The organism is Mycobacterium yunnanensis, from assembly GCF_025823185.1.
Taxonomy (GTDB): Bacteria; Actinomycetota; Actinomycetes; order Mycobacteriales; family Mycobacteriaceae; genus Mycobacterium; species Mycobacterium yunnanensis.
Map to the genome: position 1 here is coordinate 135,011 of NZ_JACKVK010000005.1, position 17,104 is coordinate 152,114.

General features: G+C 68.4%; 19 protein-coding genes. 14 read left to right on the forward strand and 5 right to left on the reverse strand.

Going from position 1 to position 17,104, the window contains the following annotated elements; all coding sequences use genetic code 11:
* Positions 1-24 precede the first annotated feature (24 nt).
* The 5 genes from H7K45_RS07825 (at position 25) to H7K45_RS07845 (ending at position 4,520) form a co-directional block, all read left to right on the forward strand.
* A complete protein-coding gene (locus H7K45_RS07825) occupies positions 25-924 on the forward strand; it encodes a class II glutamine amidotransferase (RefSeq protein WP_263995223.1) in 900 nt (299 codons plus the stop codon).
* Entirely contained in the window at positions 909-1,619 is a 711-nt protein-coding gene (locus H7K45_RS07830; protein ID WP_263995224.1) for a protein glxC, read from the forward strand. The genes H7K45_RS07825 and H7K45_RS07830 overlap by 16 nt, the downstream gene beginning before the upstream one ends.
* A gap of 12 nt (positions 1,620-1,631) precedes the next feature.
* Complete coding sequence (locus H7K45_RS07835; protein WP_263995225.1) at positions 1,632-2,954, forward strand: FMN-binding glutamate synthase family protein; 1,323 nt, start codon at positions 1,632-1,634, stop codon at positions 2,952-2,954.
* Positions 2,955-3,038: 84 nt separating this feature from the next.
* On the forward strand, positions 3,039-4,004 hold the full coding sequence (locus H7K45_RS07840; protein WP_263995226.1) for an NADP-dependent oxidoreductase: 966 nt from the start codon (positions 3,039-3,041) through the stop codon (positions 4,002-4,004).
* A gap of 9 nt (positions 4,005-4,013) precedes the next feature.
* Positions 4,014-4,520 (forward strand): MarR family winged helix-turn-helix transcriptional regulator, encoded by a 507-nt coding sequence (locus H7K45_RS07845; RefSeq protein WP_263995227.1) that lies wholly within the window; start codon positions 4,014-4,016, stop codon positions 4,518-4,520.
* On the opposite strand, the gene H7K45_RS07850 is transcribed toward H7K45_RS07845, so the two are convergent.
* On the reverse strand, positions 4,504-4,956 hold the full coding sequence (locus tag H7K45_RS07850) for a DUF2000 domain-containing protein (protein WP_263995228.1): 453 nt from the start codon (positions 4,954-4,956) through the stop codon (positions 4,504-4,506). The two genes, H7K45_RS07845 and H7K45_RS07850, sit on opposite strands and share 17 nt — an antisense overlap.
* A 79-nt stretch (positions 4,957-5,035) precedes the next feature.
* Between H7K45_RS07850 and H7K45_RS31450 the strand changes: the two genes are divergently transcribed.
* From H7K45_RS31450 to H7K45_RS07865, 3 genes are all read left to right on the forward strand, one after another.
* Complete coding sequence (locus H7K45_RS31450; protein ID WP_263995229.1) at positions 5,036-5,494, forward strand: Lrp/AsnC family transcriptional regulator; 459 nt, start codon at positions 5,036-5,038, stop codon at positions 5,492-5,494.
* A 106-nt stretch (positions 5,495-5,600) separates the two neighbouring features.
* Positions 5,601-6,518, forward strand: a complete 918-nt coding sequence (locus tag H7K45_RS07860) for a serine hydrolase (RefSeq protein ID WP_263995230.1) — start codon at positions 5,601-5,603, stop codon at positions 6,516-6,518.
* Complete coding sequence (locus H7K45_RS07865) at positions 6,519-6,884, forward strand: hypothetical protein (protein ID WP_263995231.1); 366 nt, start codon at positions 6,519-6,521, stop codon at positions 6,882-6,884.
* A 39-nt stretch (positions 6,885-6,923) separates the two neighbouring features.
* On the opposite strand, the gene H7K45_RS07870 is transcribed toward H7K45_RS07865, so the two are convergent.
* Entirely contained in the window at positions 6,924-7,976 is a 1,053-nt protein-coding gene (locus H7K45_RS07870) for a coiled-coil domain-containing protein (RefSeq protein ID WP_263995640.1), read from the reverse strand.
* Positions 7,977-8,112: 136 nt separating this feature from the next.
* On the opposite strand from H7K45_RS07870, the gene H7K45_RS07875 reads away from it, so the two are divergent.
* Both H7K45_RS07875 and H7K45_RS07880 read left to right on the forward strand, forming a co-directional pair.
* Entirely contained in the window at positions 8,113-8,988 is an 876-nt protein-coding gene (locus H7K45_RS07875) for a LysR family transcriptional regulator (RefSeq protein ID WP_263995232.1), read from the forward strand.
* Positions 8,989-9,134: 146 nt separating this feature from the next.
* Positions 9,135-9,905: an SDR family NAD(P)-dependent oxidoreductase gene (locus tag H7K45_RS07880; protein ID WP_263995233.1), complete on the forward strand. Its 771-nt coding sequence runs from the start codon at positions 9,135-9,137 to the stop codon at positions 9,903-9,905.
* Here the strand turns inward: H7K45_RS07880 and H7K45_RS07885 are convergent.
* Positions 9,892-10,779 (reverse strand): LysR family transcriptional regulator, encoded by an 888-nt coding sequence (locus H7K45_RS07885; RefSeq protein WP_263995234.1) that lies wholly within the window; start codon positions 10,777-10,779, stop codon positions 9,892-9,894. The genes H7K45_RS07880 and H7K45_RS07885 overlap by 14 nt on opposite strands.
* A gap of 172 nt (positions 10,780-10,951) precedes the next feature.
* On the opposite strand from H7K45_RS07885, the gene H7K45_RS07890 reads away from it, so the two are divergent.
* The 3 genes from H7K45_RS07890 (at position 10,952) to H7K45_RS07900 (ending at position 14,184) form a co-directional block, all read left to right on the forward strand.
* Entirely contained in the window at positions 10,952-11,710 is a 759-nt protein-coding gene (locus tag H7K45_RS07890) for an enoyl-CoA hydratase/isomerase family protein (RefSeq protein ID WP_263995235.1), read from the forward strand.
* A complete protein-coding gene (locus H7K45_RS07895) occupies positions 11,707-12,429 on the forward strand; it encodes an SDR family oxidoreductase (RefSeq protein ID WP_263995236.1) in 723 nt (240 codons plus the stop codon). Before H7K45_RS07890 ends, H7K45_RS07895 begins: the two co-directional genes overlap by 4 nt.
* Before the next feature lie 189 nt (positions 12,430-12,618).
* The gene (locus H7K45_RS07900) at positions 12,619-14,184 is read left to right on the forward strand and encodes a GMC family oxidoreductase (RefSeq protein ID WP_263995237.1); all 1,566 of its coding nucleotides are present in this window, start codon (positions 12,619-12,621) and stop codon (positions 14,182-14,184) included.
* Here H7K45_RS07900 and H7K45_RS07905 read toward each other — a convergent pair.
* A complete protein-coding gene (locus H7K45_RS07905; RefSeq protein ID WP_263995238.1) occupies positions 14,181-14,792 on the reverse strand; it encodes a TetR/AcrR family transcriptional regulator in 612 nt (203 codons plus the stop codon). The genes H7K45_RS07900 and H7K45_RS07905 overlap by 4 nt on opposite strands.
* Before the next feature lie 70 nt (positions 14,793-14,862).
* Here H7K45_RS07905 and H7K45_RS07910 point away from each other — a divergent pair, with 70 nt between their 5' ends.
* Positions 14,863-15,966: an FAD-dependent monooxygenase gene (locus tag H7K45_RS07910; RefSeq protein WP_263995239.1), complete on the forward strand. Its 1,104-nt coding sequence runs from the start codon at positions 14,863-14,865 to the stop codon at positions 15,964-15,966.
* Positions 15,967-15,978: 12 nt separating this feature from the next.
* Here the strand turns inward: H7K45_RS07910 and H7K45_RS07915 are convergent, their stop codons facing one another.
* Positions 15,979-17,016 carry a DUF3887 domain-containing protein gene (locus tag H7K45_RS07915; protein WP_308206396.1) on the reverse strand — a complete coding sequence of 346 codons (1,038 nt, stop codon included), beginning with the start codon at positions 17,014-17,016 and terminating at the stop codon, positions 15,979-15,981.
* Positions 17,017-17,104: the final 88 nt, after the last annotated feature.

Sequence of the window (17,104 nt, forward strand, 5' to 3'; positions counted from 1 at the left end):
CCCAACTCATCGAGGAGGCATTCCATGTGTGGAATCGTCGGACTTCACCTGCGCGACGCCACGCTCCATCCCCAGTTGGGCGCACTGCTGTCCGGCATGTTGGACGCGATGTGCGATCGAGGGCCCGACTCCGCCGGGATGGCGGTCTACGGCGACCCCACCTGGTCGCCGGAGGGTGAATCGACCGTTTCGCTACTCGACTCGCCGCTCGCCGCAACCGAACTCGCCGAGCAGCTTGGCGTCGCGCTCGGCGCGCCGGTCACCGGACACGACCTGGACCCGACCATCGTGGTGCACGCCCCGGTGCCGACCGACGCACTGACCGCCGCGGTCCGCTCCGCGGTGCCCACCGCGCGGGTGATCGGCTTCGGTGAGCACCTGACCGTCCTCAAGGGAATGGGCAATCCCACCGAACTCGCCGACCGCTTCGGCCTGCGCGCGGCCAGCGGCTGGCAGGGCGTCGCCCACACCAGGATGGCCACCGAGTCGGCCGTCACGGCCGAGGGGTCCCATCCGTTCGCGGTTGGTCCGGATCAGTGCCTGGTGCACAACGGATCCTTCTCCAATCACATGTCGATCAAGCACGACCTCGAGCGGGCGGGAGTGGTCTTCGACAGCGAGAACGACACCGAAGTCGGGGCGCGGTACGTCGCCAAGCAGCTCGCCGAGGGGGCCGACCTGGAGAAGGCCCTGCTGATGCTCAACGAGACGTTCGACGGCTTCTACACGTTGTTGGTGTCGACCAGCGACTCGTTCGCGGTCGTCCGCGACGCCATCGCCTGCAAGCCGGCGATCGTCGCCGAGACCGACCGCTGGGTGGCGATGGCCTCGGAATACCGTGCGCTCGCGCACCTCCCCGGCATCGACACCGCCCGCATCTTCGAACCCGAGCCTGAAGAGGTCTACGCATGGCACCGACAGTGAGCACGACGACCCCGACGACCAACGGCGTGGTCGACCTGCGGACGTCGAGCACCCGCGAGGTCAACGAATTGCTGAGCTCCCCCGGTGCGCCGAAGCGGCTGACCATCACCCACCCCGACGGCGCACACGCCTTGGCCTGCGGCCTGGACGCCGAGCTCGAGGTCGTCGTCGACGGCCACGTCGGCTACTACTGCGCCGGCATGAATCAGAAGGCCACCGTCACGGTCAACGGCAACGCCGGTGTGGGGGTGGCGGAGAACATGATGTCGGGGCGCGTGCACGTGACCGGCGACGCGTCGCAGTCGGCTGGGGCGACCGCCCACGGCGGACTCCTGGTGATCGACGGCAATGCCGCTGCGCGCTGCGGTATTTCGATGAAGGGCGTCGACGTCGTCGTCGGCGGCAACGTGGGCCACATGAGCGCCTTCATGGGTCAGGCCGGACGTATGGTCGTCTGCGGCGACGCCGGTGAGGCCCTGGGAGATTCGATCTACGAGGCGCGGCTCTACGTCCGCGGCACCGTGGCGTCACTGGGCGCGGACTGCGTCAAGAAGGAGATGCGCGAGGAACACCTCGCCGAACTCTCGCAGCTGCTCGAGTCCGCCGGGATGACCCACGACGCCGATGAGTTCACCCGGTACGGGTCCGCCCGCCGGCTCTACAACTTCCACGTCGACAACGCCAGTGCGTACTAGGAGAGCCCGGTCATGACGACACCCAACCCCTCGACGCCGCCGCGCGAGTCCGCCACCTTCGATCGAGGCGTGATCGCCGAGATCCAGCGCGCTGCCGAGACCGGCATCTACGACATTCGGGGGTGGGGTGCCAAGCGCAAGCTTCCCCACTTCGACGACCTGCTGTTCCTGGGCGCCTCGGTGTCGCGGTACCCGCTCGAGGGTTACCGCGAGAAGTGCGAGACCGACGTCGTGCTCGGTGACATGCACGCGAAGTTCCCTCTGCACCTGGACATTCCGATCACCATCGCGGGCATGAGCTTCGGGGCGCTGTCCGGCCAGGCCAAGGAGGCGCTCGGGCGCGGCGCCAGCGAGGTGGGCACGTCCACCACGACCGGCGACGGTGGGATGACACCCGAGGAACGCGGGCAGTCCAAGCACCTCGTGTACCAGTATCTGCCGTCCCGATACGGCATGAACCCGGTGGACCTTCGCAAGGCCGACGCGATCGAGATCGTCCTCGGCCAGGGCGCCAAGCCTGGTGGTGGCGGAATGCTGTTGGGACAGAAGATCACCGAGCGCGTGGCGGGGATGCGGACGTTGCCCATGGGCGTCGACCAGCGCAGCGCCTGCCGTCATCCCGACTGGACCGGGCCCGACGATCTCGCCATCAAGATCCTCGAACTGCGTGAGATCACCAATTGGGAAAAGCCGATCTACGTGAAGGTCGGCGCGACGAGGACGTACTACGACGTCAAACTCGCGGTGAAGGCCGGAGCCGACGTCGTCGTAGTCGACGGGATGCAGGGCGGCACCGCGGCGACCCAGGAGGTCTTCATCGAGCACGTCGGCATTCCGACACTCGCCGCCATCCCGCAGGCCGTGCAGGCGCTGCAGGAAATGGGCGTGCACCGCTCGGTGCAGTTGATCGTCTCGGGCGGAATTCGTAGCGGCGCCGACGTCGCCAAGGCGATGGCACTGGGTGCCGACGCCGTCGCCATCGGTACTGCAGCGTTGATCGCATTGGGCGACAACAGTCCTCGCTTCGCGAAGCAGTACGACGAACTGGGTTCTGCGGCAGGCTTCTACGACGACTTCCAGGCGGGCCGCGATCCCGCGGGCATCACGACCCAGGACCCGGAGTTGGCGAAGAACTTGGATCCGATTGCCGGCGGACGGCGGCTGGCCAACTACCTGCGGGTGTTGACCATGGAGGCGCAGACGCTGGCGCGCGCGTGCGGCAAGTCGCACCTACGCAACCTCGAGCCCGAGGACCTCGTCGCCCTCACGGTCGAAGCCTCGGCGATGGCCCGGGTGCCGCTCGCCGGAACGAACTGGATCCCCGGCCAGCTCTGACGCCACGGGAATTACTTCGACATCGAAGGAGTTCTCCTTTTCGTAACTGCTTCACATTCGAAGCACTCGACGAAGGAGGACATCATGAAGGCCATCCGCTTCCACCGCTACGGCGACAGCGACGTGCTCGCCTACGAGGACGCCCCTCGGCCGGTTCCCGGCCACGGCGAAGTCCTGATCGAGGTGGCTGCCACCTCGTTCAACCCCGTTGACGCGGGCATCCGGGGCGGCTACCTCGCCGAGGTGTACGCGATCACCTTCCCGCACGTCCCCGGCGTCGACGTCTCCGGAACCGTCGCCGAGCTGGGCGACGGCGTCGACGGCTGGAACGTCGGTGACGCGGTGGCGGCCTTCCTGCCGCTGGACGCCGACGGCGCCGCCGCGGAGTTCGCACTCGCTCCCGCCGATTCGCTGGCCGCGGCACCGACGACGGTGGACTTGGCTGACGCTGCCGCGTTGCCCGAGGCGGCGCTCACGGCCTGGCAGTCGCTCTTCGAGATCGCCGGGCTCACCAGGGGTCAGTCGATACTGGTCAACGGGGCGTCGGGTGCGGTGGGCGGTTACGCGGTGCAACTGGCCAAGCAAGCCGGTGCGATCGTCACCGCCACCGCCAGGGAGCGCGACGCCGACCGCCTGCGCCACTACGGGGCCGACCGGATCGTGGACTACGTCGACTACGCACAGTCACCGCTGGCCGTGGACGGTGCGCCCTTCGACGTGGTGCTCAACCTCGTCTCGACCACCGACGACCAGACCGAGGCCCTCGTCGGGCTCGTCGCCGACGGAGGTTTCCACGTCGGCACGATGGTGCCCGGTCCGGCGAACCCGGGGCGTCGGGTGCGCACCCAGCGGGTCTTCGTTCGCAGCGACGCCGCCCAGCTCGCCGAGTTGGTCGGCCGGGTGGACACCGGTCGGCTACACGTCGAGGTGGCCCAGCGCCGTCCGCTCGCCGAGTCCGCGGCCGTTCATGCCGCCTCCGACGCCGGCCGGCTGCACGGCAAGACCATCCTCGTGCCCGACGGCAGCCACACCGCGAGCATCGATCACTAAGATGTCGTCGTGCCCGAATCGCTCAATCCTGCGCAGCTCAGGGCGTATTTCGCGCTGATGGAGGTGGTGAGCCTCCTGCAGTACGAGGTGCGACGGCAGCTGCAGGACGAGGGCGGTCTGAGCTACGTCCAGTTCGAGATCCTGGCGAAGCTGGCGGACTCTGACCGCCCTCTGACGATGACCGAACTCGCCGACGGCGTCGTCTACAGCCGCTCCGGACTCACCCATCAGGCCGGTCTGCTCGAGAAGGAGGGGCTCATCACCCGCGCGAGCTCACCGGATGATCAGCGCGCGACGGTGGTCGAGGTCACCGACGAGGGGCGGGCTCGGGTCGCCAGCGTGCTGCCCGGTCACGTCGGCGTGGTGCGCGAGCTGCTGTTCGACGCCCTCGACGAGCGCGACGTCGACGCCCTCGGCGACATGATGACGGCGGCCCGCGACCACCTGCGGTCGAGACCACCCCGGTCGGCGGCGCCGCGCGGGCGCTCGCGCCCCGCCGTCAGCGATGAAGCCTGAGCCCGTCGACGACCTTGTCCACGACCTTGCGTTCGGCACGGATCGCCAGCCCTGCGATGTCCAATTCGACGCGTCGGACGGCCCCCACGGCGGCCCGGTTGGCGTCGTCGTCGCCGGTGCCGAATAAGTCCATGGTGAAGATCGCCGGCGTCACGCCGCGGTCCATCGCCCGGTTCAAGGTACGGAGTAGGCGTGCCTTGTCAGCGCCGAACACCATGACGGGCTGACCGAACATCGGCGCGTACTCGTTGCCGTCGGCGTCTTCATAACGTTCGCCGATCGCGTCGGACGCGGTCGCCGCGATTCCGCTGGACAGGAACGCCGTCACGTTGAGTTTCTGCCACGTCGGGAGGTCCTCGTCGAGGATGACGGCGATCTTGGTGGCCAGCCGAGGGATTCGCTGTTGACCGTCGGCGGGCATCGTTAGTTCGCTCATGTCGGCCAGATTAGATTTTCACTGCCCTGTTCGACACGTTCGCCGAACTTAATTCGACAAGCCGTGTGACGATGGCGGCGTGGACGAATTAGATGGGGCGATCGTGGCCGCCTTGCAGGCGGATGGTCGACGCAGCAACCGCGACCTCGCCGCCCAACTCGGCGTCTCCCCGTCCACCACCTTGGAACGAGTCCGTGCGCTGAGGCAGAGCGGGGTGCTGGCGGGTGTGCACTTCGTGGTCGACCCGGCCCGGTTGGGGCGGCCCGTGCAGGCGATGATCACGGTGCGGCTGCGCCCCCAATCCCGAGAGGTGGTGTTGGGGTTCCGTAACTTCGTGCTCACGCTGCCGGAGACCTTGCAGGTGTTCGTCACCACCGGCGCCGAGGACGTCCTCGTCCACGTTGCGGTGCCCTCAACGCAAGCGCTGCGCGACTTCGTTCTCGACTCCCTGACCAAGAGACGCGAGGTTGCCGGGGTACGCACCGACGTGGTCTTCGACCACGAGCGGCGGCACGTCGTCGCACCCGTCGGCCCATAGGGAGGCGAACTGCAGGGCCACCGCCTGACGGTCCGGCCGATTAGGCTGGCGGGATCGGTGGTCGCAGCGTCGCCTCCAACGGTCACGATCTCTCGAAGGGGGCGTCATGGGTCAGCGGCTCGGGAAGCTGATGATCACGAAGGTGGTCACCGTCTGCGTGGCGGCGCTGCTCGTGAACGGTTGCGAGGCCCGAGTCTGGGGTTCGCCCCCGCCCGTTGCCACGCAGCCCGATCCGCCGGTCTCCAGCCCGGCACTCCCCCAAGCCCCGCCCGCGGTGAATTCGGCCCCCCTGGAGGGCCTCGACGCTCGGGTGCGTCAGGCCACCGCCGACGCCTCAGATGCCGGCGCGGACATCGAGACCGTGGTGATGGACCGCGACACCGGCCAGATCGTCTCCAATGGAAGCAACGCGCCGTTCCCGATCGCGTCGGTCGTGAAGCTGTTCATCGCCGACGACCTGCTCAAGCAGGTGGCCGACGGCAAGGCCCAACTCTCGGACGCCGACCGCAAGTCCCTCGACATCATGCTGCGGTCATCGGATGACACTGCGGCGCAGAACTTTTGGGACCGAGACGGCGGGAACGCCATCATCGGACGTGTGGTCGCCCGGTACGGGCTGACAAGCACGGTGGCGCCCTACAACGGTCACTGGGACGTCACGCAAAGCACCGCAAGCGATCTCGTCCGCTACTACTCGAAGCTGTTGGACGGAACCGGTGGGCTGCCGCCCGAGCAGGCGACCGTCATCATGACCAATCTGGCGCAGTCGACGCCGACGGGAACCGACGGATATCCGCAACGGTTCGGCATTCCCGACGGCTTGTACGCCGAGACGGTGGCGGTCAAGCAAGGGTGGTTCTGCTGTTGGAGCGGCGCCAACCAGCTGCACGTCTCCACTGGCGCCATCGGACCCGACCGGCGGTACCTGATGGCGATCAGCTCGCTGCAGCCCGTCAGCGCGGAGGCCGCCCGTCAGACCATCACGCAGGCCGTCAAGACGATGTTCCCGGGGGGCAAGATCTAGATGACGGGTCAAGGCAGACGGGGCTTCTCGGACAACGTGTTCGTTCGCGCGGTCAACGGCCTGGCGGTCGCGGTGATGAACGCTCCAATCCTGGGACGTCTGGTGCGCCGTGGCCTCGTCGAGATCCGTTACGTGGGGCGCAAATCCGGCAAGACCTTCGAGATCCCGGTTGGCTACCGCCGCTCCGGCGAGTCGCTGACCATCCCCGTCGGCATGCCCGAGAAGAAGAACTGGTGGCGCAACTTCCTTGGCGAGGGCGGCGCGATCACCCTGGTGGGTCTCGACGGGCGGGACCGCACCGGCCACGCGGTGGCGACTCGCACCGACCGCGGTTCGGTGTCGGTCCGGGTCCGGTTGGACGACTGACGACGAAGACGAACGCCCCGTCGCCTTGTCGTGCGAAGCTCAGTTGCGCGGCGTCGTGGTGATGTGCACGTGGTCGTAATGGCCGTAGCCCGACGCCTGCGGGCCGGCCGGCGTGCTGTAGGTGCCACGCCAGATCACGTCCTGTATGCCGAAGCGCGCCGAGTTGCTCATCGCGAAGGCGCGGATCTGGTCTCCCAGCGCGATGCCCTCGGGACTCTCGGGGTTGGGAATCATGATGTCGATCGCCAGCCCGCTGGGATGCCACGGCTTCGAATCGGGCCGTACGCCGTCGATTTCGGCGATCTGGGGGAACTGCGCGCTGACGGCCCTAGCCGTCAGGATGGTGTTGGGCTGCAACCCCGCCTCCGACGCAACGCCAACGGGGAGCGACTCGGGAATCTCCCCGGGGCCGGCCTCGGGCGGGGTGGCGACGTCGCCGGGGGGCACGGTCGGCCGGGCGGCGACCACTTGCTGCTGCGACGGTGTCAAGGCCGCGTACTGCGCCTCCGCGGCGGCTACCTGACGCAGCAGGTCCCGCCATCTGGCGTCGAGTTCCGCGCGCCTGCGGCCGGCCGACTCGGCGGCGGCGCCCGCCTCGGCGGCCGATCTCCGCGACGCCTCGGCGGCGGAGTTCGCCCTCTCGCGTGCGACGCGAAAGGCCTTGATCTGATCGGCGACCCTCGCGGCCACCGTCGTCTGCAGCGACAGTCGGTCGATCAACTCACCGGGTGAGGCTGCGGTCAGCGCTGCCGTGAACTGGCCCGTGCTCCCACTCGCGTAGGTCATGGCCGCCACCCGGTCGAAGGCAGCCTGGCGCGGCGCGAGCTCGAGGTTGGCGGCGTCCAGCGCTCCCAGGTCGGCGCGATGGCGGTCGAGGGCGATCGTCTGCTCGGCCAGTTTGGCGTCGGCGTCGCGCTGGGCCGCGGTGACGGATTCACGAGTCTGCACCGCCTGCCGGGAGAGCTCGTCGAGACGGGCCAGCGCGTCGGCGGCCGGGTCGGCCCCGGACTCACCGATGGCCAAGCCCAGTACCAAGGTGGCCGCGGCAAGGGCGCCCGTCGTTCGTCGCAGAGGCCGGCCGACGGCGGTCACGCGGATTGTCACGGCCCTTCGCTCGGGGACCGATTCTGGCCCGGCTGTCATAGTCCCGGGCCAGGCTACGAACTGTCACCGACGGTGTCCACTCGCCAGCCATACTGGACGGGTACGCAACCGTGAAAGGCCGGCGATGGATCTCGATTTGCGCAGGCTGCGGTACTTCGTCGCCCTCGCAGAGGAGCTGAACTACCGGGCCGCAGCGCAGCGTCTCCACCTCGCCCAACCCGTACTCAGCCGGCAGATTCAGACGCTGGAGCGCGAGTTGGGCGCCCAGCTCTTCCTGCGGAGCACCAACGGCACCCGGCTCACCGCAGCCGGCGAACAGCTCTGGAAGGACGCGGTCGCGCTGCTGGCGAGCGCCGACGGGTTGCGCCGGCGGGTGGGCGCCGCAGCAGGGACCACCCGCACCTTCACCGTCGGCTTCATGCCCGGACTGACCGTCACGGCCGCCACCCGTGGCCTCGCCGATGCCCGCCCCGACGTGTCGGTCGAGGTGCTGCGGACCGACTGGACCGACCAGGTCGAAGTGCTGCGCGACGGCCGGGTCGACGTCGGGTTCGTCCGCATGCCGATCGATCTGACCGGGCTGTCCACGGTTCACCTGTTCGCCGAACCCCACGTCGCGGTCGTACCGGTGGGGCACCCGCTGGCCGGCCGCGGTGCGGTCGACATCGCAGATCTCGCCGCCGACGTGCTCCTGCAAAGTGCCGACGCGATTCCAGAGTGGACGGCCATCCCCGGTCACGAGGCGCACCACGGTCCGACGCCGGCCGCGCTCAGCGTCGAGCAGAAACTCGAATGGGTGGCCGGCGGCCGCGGATTCAGCGTGCTCCCTCAGTCGGTCGCGGACTACTACCGCCGACCCGACATCGCAGCGTTGCCACTGCGCGACGTGGCGCCCAACGAGATCCGACTGGCCTGGCTCACCGACCACAGAACCCCGATCATCGACGAATTCATCAGCCTGGCGCGCGACAGCTTCACCAAAGACGCCACACCGCAATAGTTTCGCGCTTCCAGGATTGGCGATGCCCGCTGGGTATCAGCACGGGTTCAAAAGGTCTTGGACCTACTCGACGACCGTCGGCATCGTGGACGGTGACCGGCCGGTGGCGCACTGGTCGCCGTCCGCACTCCAGGAGAGGAACGCACATGGCCCGAATCTTCATCACCGGATCGACCGACGGGCTGGGGTTGATGGCAGCCCGACTACTCGCCGACGGTGGTCACGCCGTGACGCTGCACGCCCGCAGCGCCGATCGGGCCGCGGAGGCCCTGGCCGCCCTGCCCGCTGCCGAAGGCGTCGTCGTCGGCGACGTGTCGAGGATCGACCACATGCGGTCGGTCGCCGAGCAGGCCTCCGACACCGGCCGTTTCGACGCGGTCATTCACAACGTCGGACTCGGATTTCAGGCGCCGGAGCGCGTACCCACGGTCGACGGACTCGAACGAACCTTCGCCGTCAACGTCTTGGCGCCGTACGTCATCACCGCATGCATGCCGCGGCCGAGTCGCCTGGTGTACCTCAGCTCGGTGTTGCACCAGAAGGGCACCTTCAGCCTGGCAGACCCGCAGTGGACCAGCCGGCCGTGGGACGGCAACCAGTCGTACTCCGACAGCAAGTTGTTCGACCTCCTGCTGGCGTTCGGCATCGCACGCCGCTGGCAGGACGTGCTGGCCAACACAGTCGAACCAGGATGGGTACCAACGAAATTGGGCGGCAAGGAGGCCACGGACGACCTCGAGGCCGGTCCGGTGACCCAGGCCTGGCTCGCGGTCAGTGACGATCCCGGCGCGACGGTCACCGGGCAGCACTTCTTCCACCAGAAGTCGGCCGCCACCCACCCCGACGCGCGGTCCATCGAATACCAGGATGCGTTGATCGACTACTGCGCAGGCCTTTCCGACGTCAAGCTCCCGTAGCGGACTCGTTCTGGAGTGCGTCGACGAACACCGCGATGTCACGGCGCCTTGAGTCGGCTGGCCACACCGCCCAGGTGCGGCGAACGAGCGGATTGCCAATCAACGGATACCAGCTCACGTCGTCGGGCATGGGTCGTGACCAGTGCGGCGGCGCCAACGCGAAGGCGCGACCCGACGTGACGGCGGCCATCTTCACTTCCGCGATCAACTGCTCGCCCGACGTCGCCTCGCCGCCCGGGTCCACCCCGTGGCTGCGCAAGATCGCGGACAGTTCGTCGAACCAGGCCGGGCTGCCGGACCGCGGGAACCCGACCCAGTCGAGCCTGGCCAATGCGTCCAGGCGGATGCCCCGGTCGGTGGCGACCGACTCGGCCCGCGTCCGGGCCAGCAGCACGCCGAGCCGTTCCTCCACGGCCAGGATTGCATCGAGGTCAGGCCCAGCCGGCCGCTCCCGAACCAATCCGACGTCCAGATCTGCGCTGCGGAGCGCCTCGAGTTGCGCTGCGGTCGAGGCATGCCGGGCCTGTACGCGTGTCTCGGGATGTACGGCACCCAATGTGGCCAGGGGCCCTGGCAGCAGATCAGGCGGCAACTCCAGGGGTATGCCGAGGCGCAGGACCTCCCCGGTGGTGTCATGCCGGGTCAACGCGGCCAGGGCCTGGTCGTGTCTGGCCAGTACCGCCTGCGATTCGATCAGCAGGGTGCGGCCGGCGTCGGTCGGCGAGATACCGGTGCGATGCCGGACCAGCAGCTCCAGACCCAGGCGGCGTTCCAGGGCGACCATCGCCTGCGACAACGCCGGTTGGCTGATGTGCAGGCGACGTGCCGCCCCGGTGACGCTGCCCTCCTCGACGACGGCCACGAACATGCGCATCTCTCGAAGCTCCACCAGACCATCAGACCACCTGCACCCATAAGCGCAACCAATGGCAGCCGCCGCAGCCGGTATGCGTCGGCCCGAAGGACACGCCGGGTGCCGGTGTTGTGCGATGCGCGTCCGAAAACCACACCGCGTCAACCGAATGCCACAGACAAGGAGCATGACCATGTCCGATCCCGCCTACTTCACCCGCTACGAGAACCTCGCCTTCGAGCGCACCGACGACGGTGTGTTGACGATGCGATTCCACACCAACGGCGGCAGCGTCACCTTCACCGGGCAGACCCACGAGGATCTGCCACGGGCCCTCGAGGACATCTCCCTCGACACCGACAACACGGCGTTGATCCTCACTGGCACCGGCGATGCGTTCATGGACCAGATCGACGGCGACAGTCTCGGCGAGATCTTCAAACCCGTGGTCTGGGAGAAGATTCGCCGGGAAGGCCTTGCCGTGTTGCAGCGACTCCTAAGCCTGCCGATCCCGGTGATCGGTGTCGCCAACGGTCCGGCCACCGTGCACTCCGAATACCTGTTGCTCACCGACATCCACATCGCGTCGGACCGCGCGACCTACGGCGACTTCCCGCATCCCGCATTCGGCATCACCGCCGGTGACGGCCTTCAGGTGGTGTGGGAGGAGATCGCCGGGCCCGCTCGCGCCAAATGGCTGCTGTGGACCGGTGAGACGATCGACGCCGCGACGGCCGAGCGCTGGGGTGTGGTGAACGAAGTCGTGGCGCACGACCGCGCCTACGACCGTGGCGTGGAGCTCGCCCGCACCCTGGCGGCCAAGCCCGCCCTGTACCGGTCCTTGCAGAAGCAGACCCTCAACCAGAGGCTGCTGCGCCGGATCGTCGAGGGCGTTCCCTTCGGAATGGCCCTGGAAGGTCTGACCGCCGCCGACCTGGCATACCAGCGGTGAGCGAGCCGACAGCCAGAAAGGTCGTCGTCACCGGTGCGTCCAAGGGAATCGGCTGGGCATTGGCCCACCTGCTCGCCGACGCCGGGCACCACCCGGTCGGCATCGCCCGCACCGCGCCGGATCGATTCCCCGGTACGTTCGTCACCGCCGACCTGGCCGACCGGGAGCACACCGCCGACGCGTTCGCCAGGATCCTCTCCGAGGGTCCGGTCGACGCCCTGGTCAACAACGTCGGCCTGGTCCGCCCCGCGCGCCTGGGCACGGTGGACCTCGACGATCTCGCCGCCGTATTCGACGTGAACGTCCGGGTGGCCGTTCAAGCCACTCAGGCCGTCCTTCCCGGGATGATCGACCAGAGTTGGGGACGCATCGTCAACGTCACCAGCCTGGTCACCGTGGGAATGGCGGAGCGCACGGCCTATGGTTCGGCCAAGGCTGCCCTCGAATTCTGCACCCGCGCGTGGGCCCGGGAACTGGCGCGCAGTGGCGTCACGGTGAACGCGGTGGCCCCGGGCCCCACCGAGACCGAGCTCTTCCGCGCCAACAACCCGCCGGGTTCCGACGGCGAGGCGCGCTACGTCGACGCGGTGCCGATGCGGAGATTTGGCAGGCCGCAGGAGATCTCGGCGGCCATCGCCTTCCTGCTGTCCGAGGATGCCGCTTTCACCACCGGGCAGATCCTCCGCGTCGACGGCGGCGGTTCGATCGGAGCCGGATGAGCGATGACATGTCGAACCCCATGTCGTGCGTTCCGACATTGGACGCACGTCATGGGCCGGCAGCGGCACCAGACGAGCAACCACGGTCGGCACGTCACCTCGACGCCCGGGACATCACTGTCGCGACGCGGTCTTGGGCACGACACGACGCGTGCCGGGCAACGACACCACGACAGGAAGGGCAGGCCGATGACCAACCCCAGCAGTGACCCCAGCCACGCCGGGCGCTACGACTACGTGGTGGTCGGCGGTGGCTCTGCCGGGTGCGTACTCGCCGCTCGGCTGACGGAGGATCCCACCGTACGGGTGCTGTTGCTCGAATCCGGATCCGACGGGGCAGGCGTCGACGTCGTCAGTCCACCCGCCTGGCCCACGCACTGGGGTACGGGCGCGGATTACTCCTACGTCACGGTGCCGCAGGTGAATACCGACGGCCTCGTGCACGGCTGGCCGCGGGGTCACGTGCTGGGCGGCAGCAGCAGCATCAACGCGATGGTGTTCCTGCGTGGACATCCGAACGACTTCGACACGTGGGCGGCGGCGGGCTGCACGGGCTGGGATTACCAGTCCGTGTTGCCCTACTTTCGGCGCGTCGAGACGGTTGACGGCCGTGACCCGCGTTACCGGGGTGACGACGGGCCGATGCACCCCGCGCCCGCCGAGAAAGCGGTGGCCAACCCCCTTTCCCAGGTGTTCCTCGACGGCGCCCACGAGGCAGGTTTTCCCCTCACCGACGACTTCAACGGCGCATGCGCCGAGGGGGCCGGCTGGCACGACCTGTCGATCACCCGCGGCGCTCGGGAGAGCACCGCGGTGGCGTACCTGCAGCCGGTCAGCGGCCGGCCCAATCTGACCGTCTCCACCCATTCCCGCGCAGTCAAACTACACATCGACGAGAACCGTTGTCACGGAGTCGACTTCGTGCGTCGCGGTGAGCGCGTCACCGCGTACGCCGAGGCCGATGTGATTCTGAGCGCTGGTGCGGTGGACTCGCCGCGGCTGCTGCTCTTGTCCGGGGTGGGACCGGCCGCCGAGCTCGAATCCGTGGGCGTCGACGTCGTTCACGATCTGCCGGGGGTCGGCCGCAATCTGCACGACCACCCGCTGTGCGGGGTCGTCTACGCGGCCACCCAGCCGATTCCCGCGGGCCACACCAACCTCGCCGAGACGTCGTTGCAGTGGCGGAGCGACGACTCCCTGGATGGCCCCGACATGCAATTGATGTTCATTCACGTTCCGTTCCACCCGCCCCACCTCACTGCACCGGTCAACGGTTTCACGTTTGGGATTGCGGCGGTTCCCGAGGCCCGCGGTTCCATTCGCCTCACGAGTGGCGACCCAACCGCGCTTCCTTTGATCGACCCCAATTACCTTGGTGCCGAATCGGACACGAAGCGGCTGCTCCACGGCATCGAGGTGGCGCGGGTCATTGCGGCGAGTACCCCGTTCGCACCCTGGGGCGTGCGCGAGGTTCTGCCCGGCCCCGACGTGACCGACGAGACGTCTCTGCGGGCGTACCTCGCCCGGGCCACCGGCACGTACTACCACCCCGTCGGAACCTGCGCGATGGGCGTCGGACCCGAGGCCGTGGTCGACTCCGATCTGCGGGTGCACGGGTTGACGGGCCTGCGGGTCGCCGACGCTTCCGTCATGCCAAGGATCGTCTTGGTCAACACCAATGCCGCGACGATCATGATCGGCGAGAAGGCCGCCGACACGATCCTCGGACGCAGCGCCGGAGTGGGCCCCGCCTAGTCCCGGTGGGCGCCCCCGAGCCGCACCAGCGGTAGGAACACCCCGTCGACGATCTCCTCGATGGCGTCGTCGGTCAGCGGTGCCAAGGAGAACAACACGTCGTGGCGGAGCAGATCGGCTGGCAGCTGCGCCAGTCGCCCCGTGATCTGGCCCGGCTCGATCTCCCCCCGCGCGACGGCGCGCGCGAGGAGGTCGTCCATCGTGGTGCCACGACCGCCGGCGAGCGTGTCGCGCAGGTCGGCAATCGAGGTGCCGGTGTCGCGGTAGAAGGCGCCCAATCGGGTGACGACGGTGACGGCGAGGTGTCCTCGTCGAGTGTTGGCTTGCCGCAACAGGTTCAGCACGTCACCGCGCAGGCTGCCGGTGTCGGGCACGATCAACGGATCGGCGTTTATCGCGGCGACCAATGCCGCGCGCACCAGCTCCGGCTTACCCGGCCAGCGCCGGTACAGCACCGCGCGGCTCGTGCTCGCCCTGGCGGCGACGCCGTCGACGGTGAACTCGTCGTAGCCCCGCTCGGTGAGTTCGTCCCAGGCCGCGGCGAGCAGTGCGTTCTCCAACGCAGCTCCCCTACGCCGCTGCGGTGCCTCGTCGGCGTTAAGAGACATTGCGTTTCCTAAGGTTCGGGTCTACCGTTGTTAGATACACACTGGATCCTATCTCCGAGGAGGCGCACTCATGGACATCTTGGTTTCCGGCGCGGGCATGGCCGGACTGGCCGCGGGCGTCAACCTGAGCAGGGCGGGACATGACGTCGCCATCGTCGAACGGGCGCAACACCTTCGGGTCAACGGATCACCCATCGACATTCGCGGGGAGTCGCTGACCGTGGCCCGCGACATGGGCATCCTGCAGGACATCGTCGCCCGCCGGGTCGACATGACTCAGCGCGCCTGCTTCGTCGACGGCGAAGGCCACCGCGTAGCCGACCTGCCCTTCTCGGAGATCGACGACAGCCCCGACGACACCGAGATTCCGCGCGAGGACCTGGCGCACGTGCTGCGCAACGCCCTCGCCCCGTCGGTGCCCGTGACGTTCGGCGAGTCCATCGGCGACCTCCGGGACGACGGACGCGGGGTGGACGTGCTGTTCGCCTCGGGCGCGCGCGCCCGCTACGACCTGGTGGTGGGTGCCGACGGTCTGCACTCGGCCACCCGACGCCTCGTCTTCGGACCCGAGCACGAATTCATCCGCCACCTGGGTTTCTACACCGCGTTGGCGGCGTTTCCGAACCACCACCCGAGCGATGCCCCCAATCCGGTCTACAACTTCCCGGGACACATGGCGGCGATCCTCACCTATCGCGACGTGGCGTTGACGGCGTTGACCTTCCGCTCCCCCTGGATCGACTACGACTACCACGACCTCGACGCCCAAAGACGGATCTTGACAGCTGAATTCGGTGCGCACACCCTCTGGCGAGTGCCCGAGCTGCTCGACGCCGCGTGCCGGGACCCCGAGCTGTACTTCGACTCGGTCAGTCAGATCGACATGCCGACGTGGCATCGGGGTCGGATCGTCCTCGTCGGCGATGCAGCCCACTGCGCGTCGCCGCTGTCCGGCCGGGGCACCAGCCTCGCGCTGACCGGAACGTGGCTGCTGACGAAGGCGCTCGCCGAGCACAGCGGTGACATCGCCGCGGCATTGGCCCACTACGAACGCGCTCAGCGCCCCCACGTCACCTACGCCCAGGGCACGGTCGGCACGGGCGGCAATCGCCTGGTTCCCGCCACCGCCGCGGACATCGAGGCACGCAATCGCGAACTGGCTCAAATGAGTTGAGGCGTCAGGCGGTCATTCCGAAGTCTTGGGGTCGTGGTTGAGGATGTACAGCCCTGCGATGGTGTGGTCGTCCCGAAACGTGATGCGTGCGACGAAGTCGCCCGCTTCGAAGACCATGGGCGTTGTGGTGACGGTGAAGTCGCCGGCGCGCACGACGGCGGTGTCTCCGTGGCGCTCGTAGGCGCCCGCCAACCCCGCGAGGTAGGCCCAGCCCTCGGCCAGCCCCTCCTCGGTGAGCCCGGCGCGCATCGTGTCGTCGAACTGCGCCGTGATCTCTGCCCACCGGCCACCGGCGTGGGCGTCGACGACCGCGCGCGCCAACTCGGCGGCGTCCGGAAGCGGCGTGGTGGACGGCCGCTCGCGCCCCTCCGGACGCGCCGACGCCACCAGCATCGCCAGCCCACGCTCGAACGCGCGCGTGGCGATCGGATCGTCCGACTGTCGTTGCTGCACCGCCGAATACGCAGCACTGAACCGCGGAAAGCGGTCCTCTTGTCCCACGGGGTCGTAGACGACGGTCGGCCCCGACATGTCCAGAACGCTGCCGAGGATGAACGATTCGAAGGCGGTCAGCAGCGGCAGCACCTCCTCGCTGGGCCACCCGACCCGCTCCGCGGCGACCACGAAGTCCTCGTACTCCGCCAGCAGCACAGGCGCCGAGGCTCGGGTGGTCATGAGAAGTGGCACGGCCCGATGGTGCCGCGCGAAGGCCCGTCGATACGAGCGCGCCCACGCCACCAACCCCTCTTCCCACGGCATCTCCCGCAACGGCGCCGAGTCGATCCTTGCCGACACCAGAGCCCGCACGTCCTCGATCATCGCCGCGCGGTCGGGAACGTGGTTGTACAGCGACGTCGGGTTCACCCCAAGCCGCTGCGCCACCCGTCGCATGCTCGCACCGTCGACGCCGTGGCGATCCACCAGGGCGAGCGCCGTGCGAGCGATCAGCTCGCGGCTCAGTATCGGGCGTGGGGGGCGTGCGATGGCGGGCCTCCTCTCAACCGTCGACCAGGCTACGGGGCACTGGCGTGGCCAAAACTCACGGTGTATGTTTTAGCCGATTCGACCCCTCGTCGCCACCGCCGTGGCCATATCACCGGTGGCGCGACGACCTACGAGAAGAAGTGACCGAACCGCC

What these genes read in the sequence shown, in the direction of transcription:
- H7K45_RS07840 (WP_263995226.1), top strand. Translation starts at nt 3,039, where the DNA reads ATGAAGGCCATCCGCTTCCACCGCTACGGCGACAGCGACGTGCTCGCC.
- H7K45_RS07860 (WP_263995230.1), top strand. Translation starts at nt 5,601, where the DNA reads ATGGGTCAGCGGCTCGGGAAGCTGATGATCACGAAGGTGGTCACCGTC.
- H7K45_RS07900 (WP_263995237.1), top strand. Translation starts at nt 12,619, where the DNA reads ATGACCAACCCCAGCAGTGACCCCAGCCACGCCGGGCGCTACGACTAC.
- H7K45_RS07835 (WP_263995225.1), top strand. Translation starts at nt 1,632, where the DNA reads ATGACGACACCCAACCCCTCGACGCCGCCGCGCGAGTCCGCCACCTTC.
- H7K45_RS07875 (WP_263995232.1), top strand. Translation starts at nt 8,113, where the DNA reads ATGGATCTCGATTTGCGCAGGCTGCGGTACTTCGTCGCCCTCGCAGAG.
- H7K45_RS07880 (WP_263995233.1), top strand. Translation starts at nt 9,135, where the DNA reads ATGGCCCGAATCTTCATCACCGGATCGACCGACGGGCTGGGGTTGATG.
- H7K45_RS07890 (WP_263995235.1), top strand. Translation starts at nt 10,952, where the DNA reads ATGTCCGATCCCGCCTACTTCACCCGCTACGAGAACCTCGCCTTCGAG.
- H7K45_RS07825 (WP_263995223.1), top strand. Translation starts at nt 25, where the DNA reads ATGTGTGGAATCGTCGGACTTCACCTGCGCGACGCCACGCTCCATCCC.
- H7K45_RS07910 (WP_263995239.1), top strand. Translation starts at nt 14,863, where the DNA reads ATGGACATCTTGGTTTCCGGCGCGGGCATGGCCGGACTGGCCGCGGGC.
- H7K45_RS07885 (WP_263995234.1), bottom strand. Translation starts at nt 10,779, where the DNA reads ATGCGCATGTTCGTGGCCGTCGTCGAGGAGGGCAGCGTCACCGGGGCG.
- H7K45_RS07865 (WP_263995231.1), top strand. Translation starts at nt 6,519, where the DNA reads ATGACGGGTCAAGGCAGACGGGGCTTCTCGGACAACGTGTTCGTTCGC.
- H7K45_RS07850 (WP_263995228.1), bottom strand. Translation starts at nt 4,956, where the DNA reads ATGAGCGAACTAACGATGCCCGCCGACGGTCAACAGCGAATCCCTCGG.
- H7K45_RS07830 (WP_263995224.1), top strand. Translation starts at nt 909, where the DNA reads ATGGCACCGACAGTGAGCACGACGACCCCGACGACCAACGGCGTGGTC.
- H7K45_RS07905 (WP_263995238.1), bottom strand. Translation starts at nt 14,792, where the DNA reads ATGTCTCTTAACGCCGACGAGGCACCGCAGCGGCGTAGGGGAGCTGCG.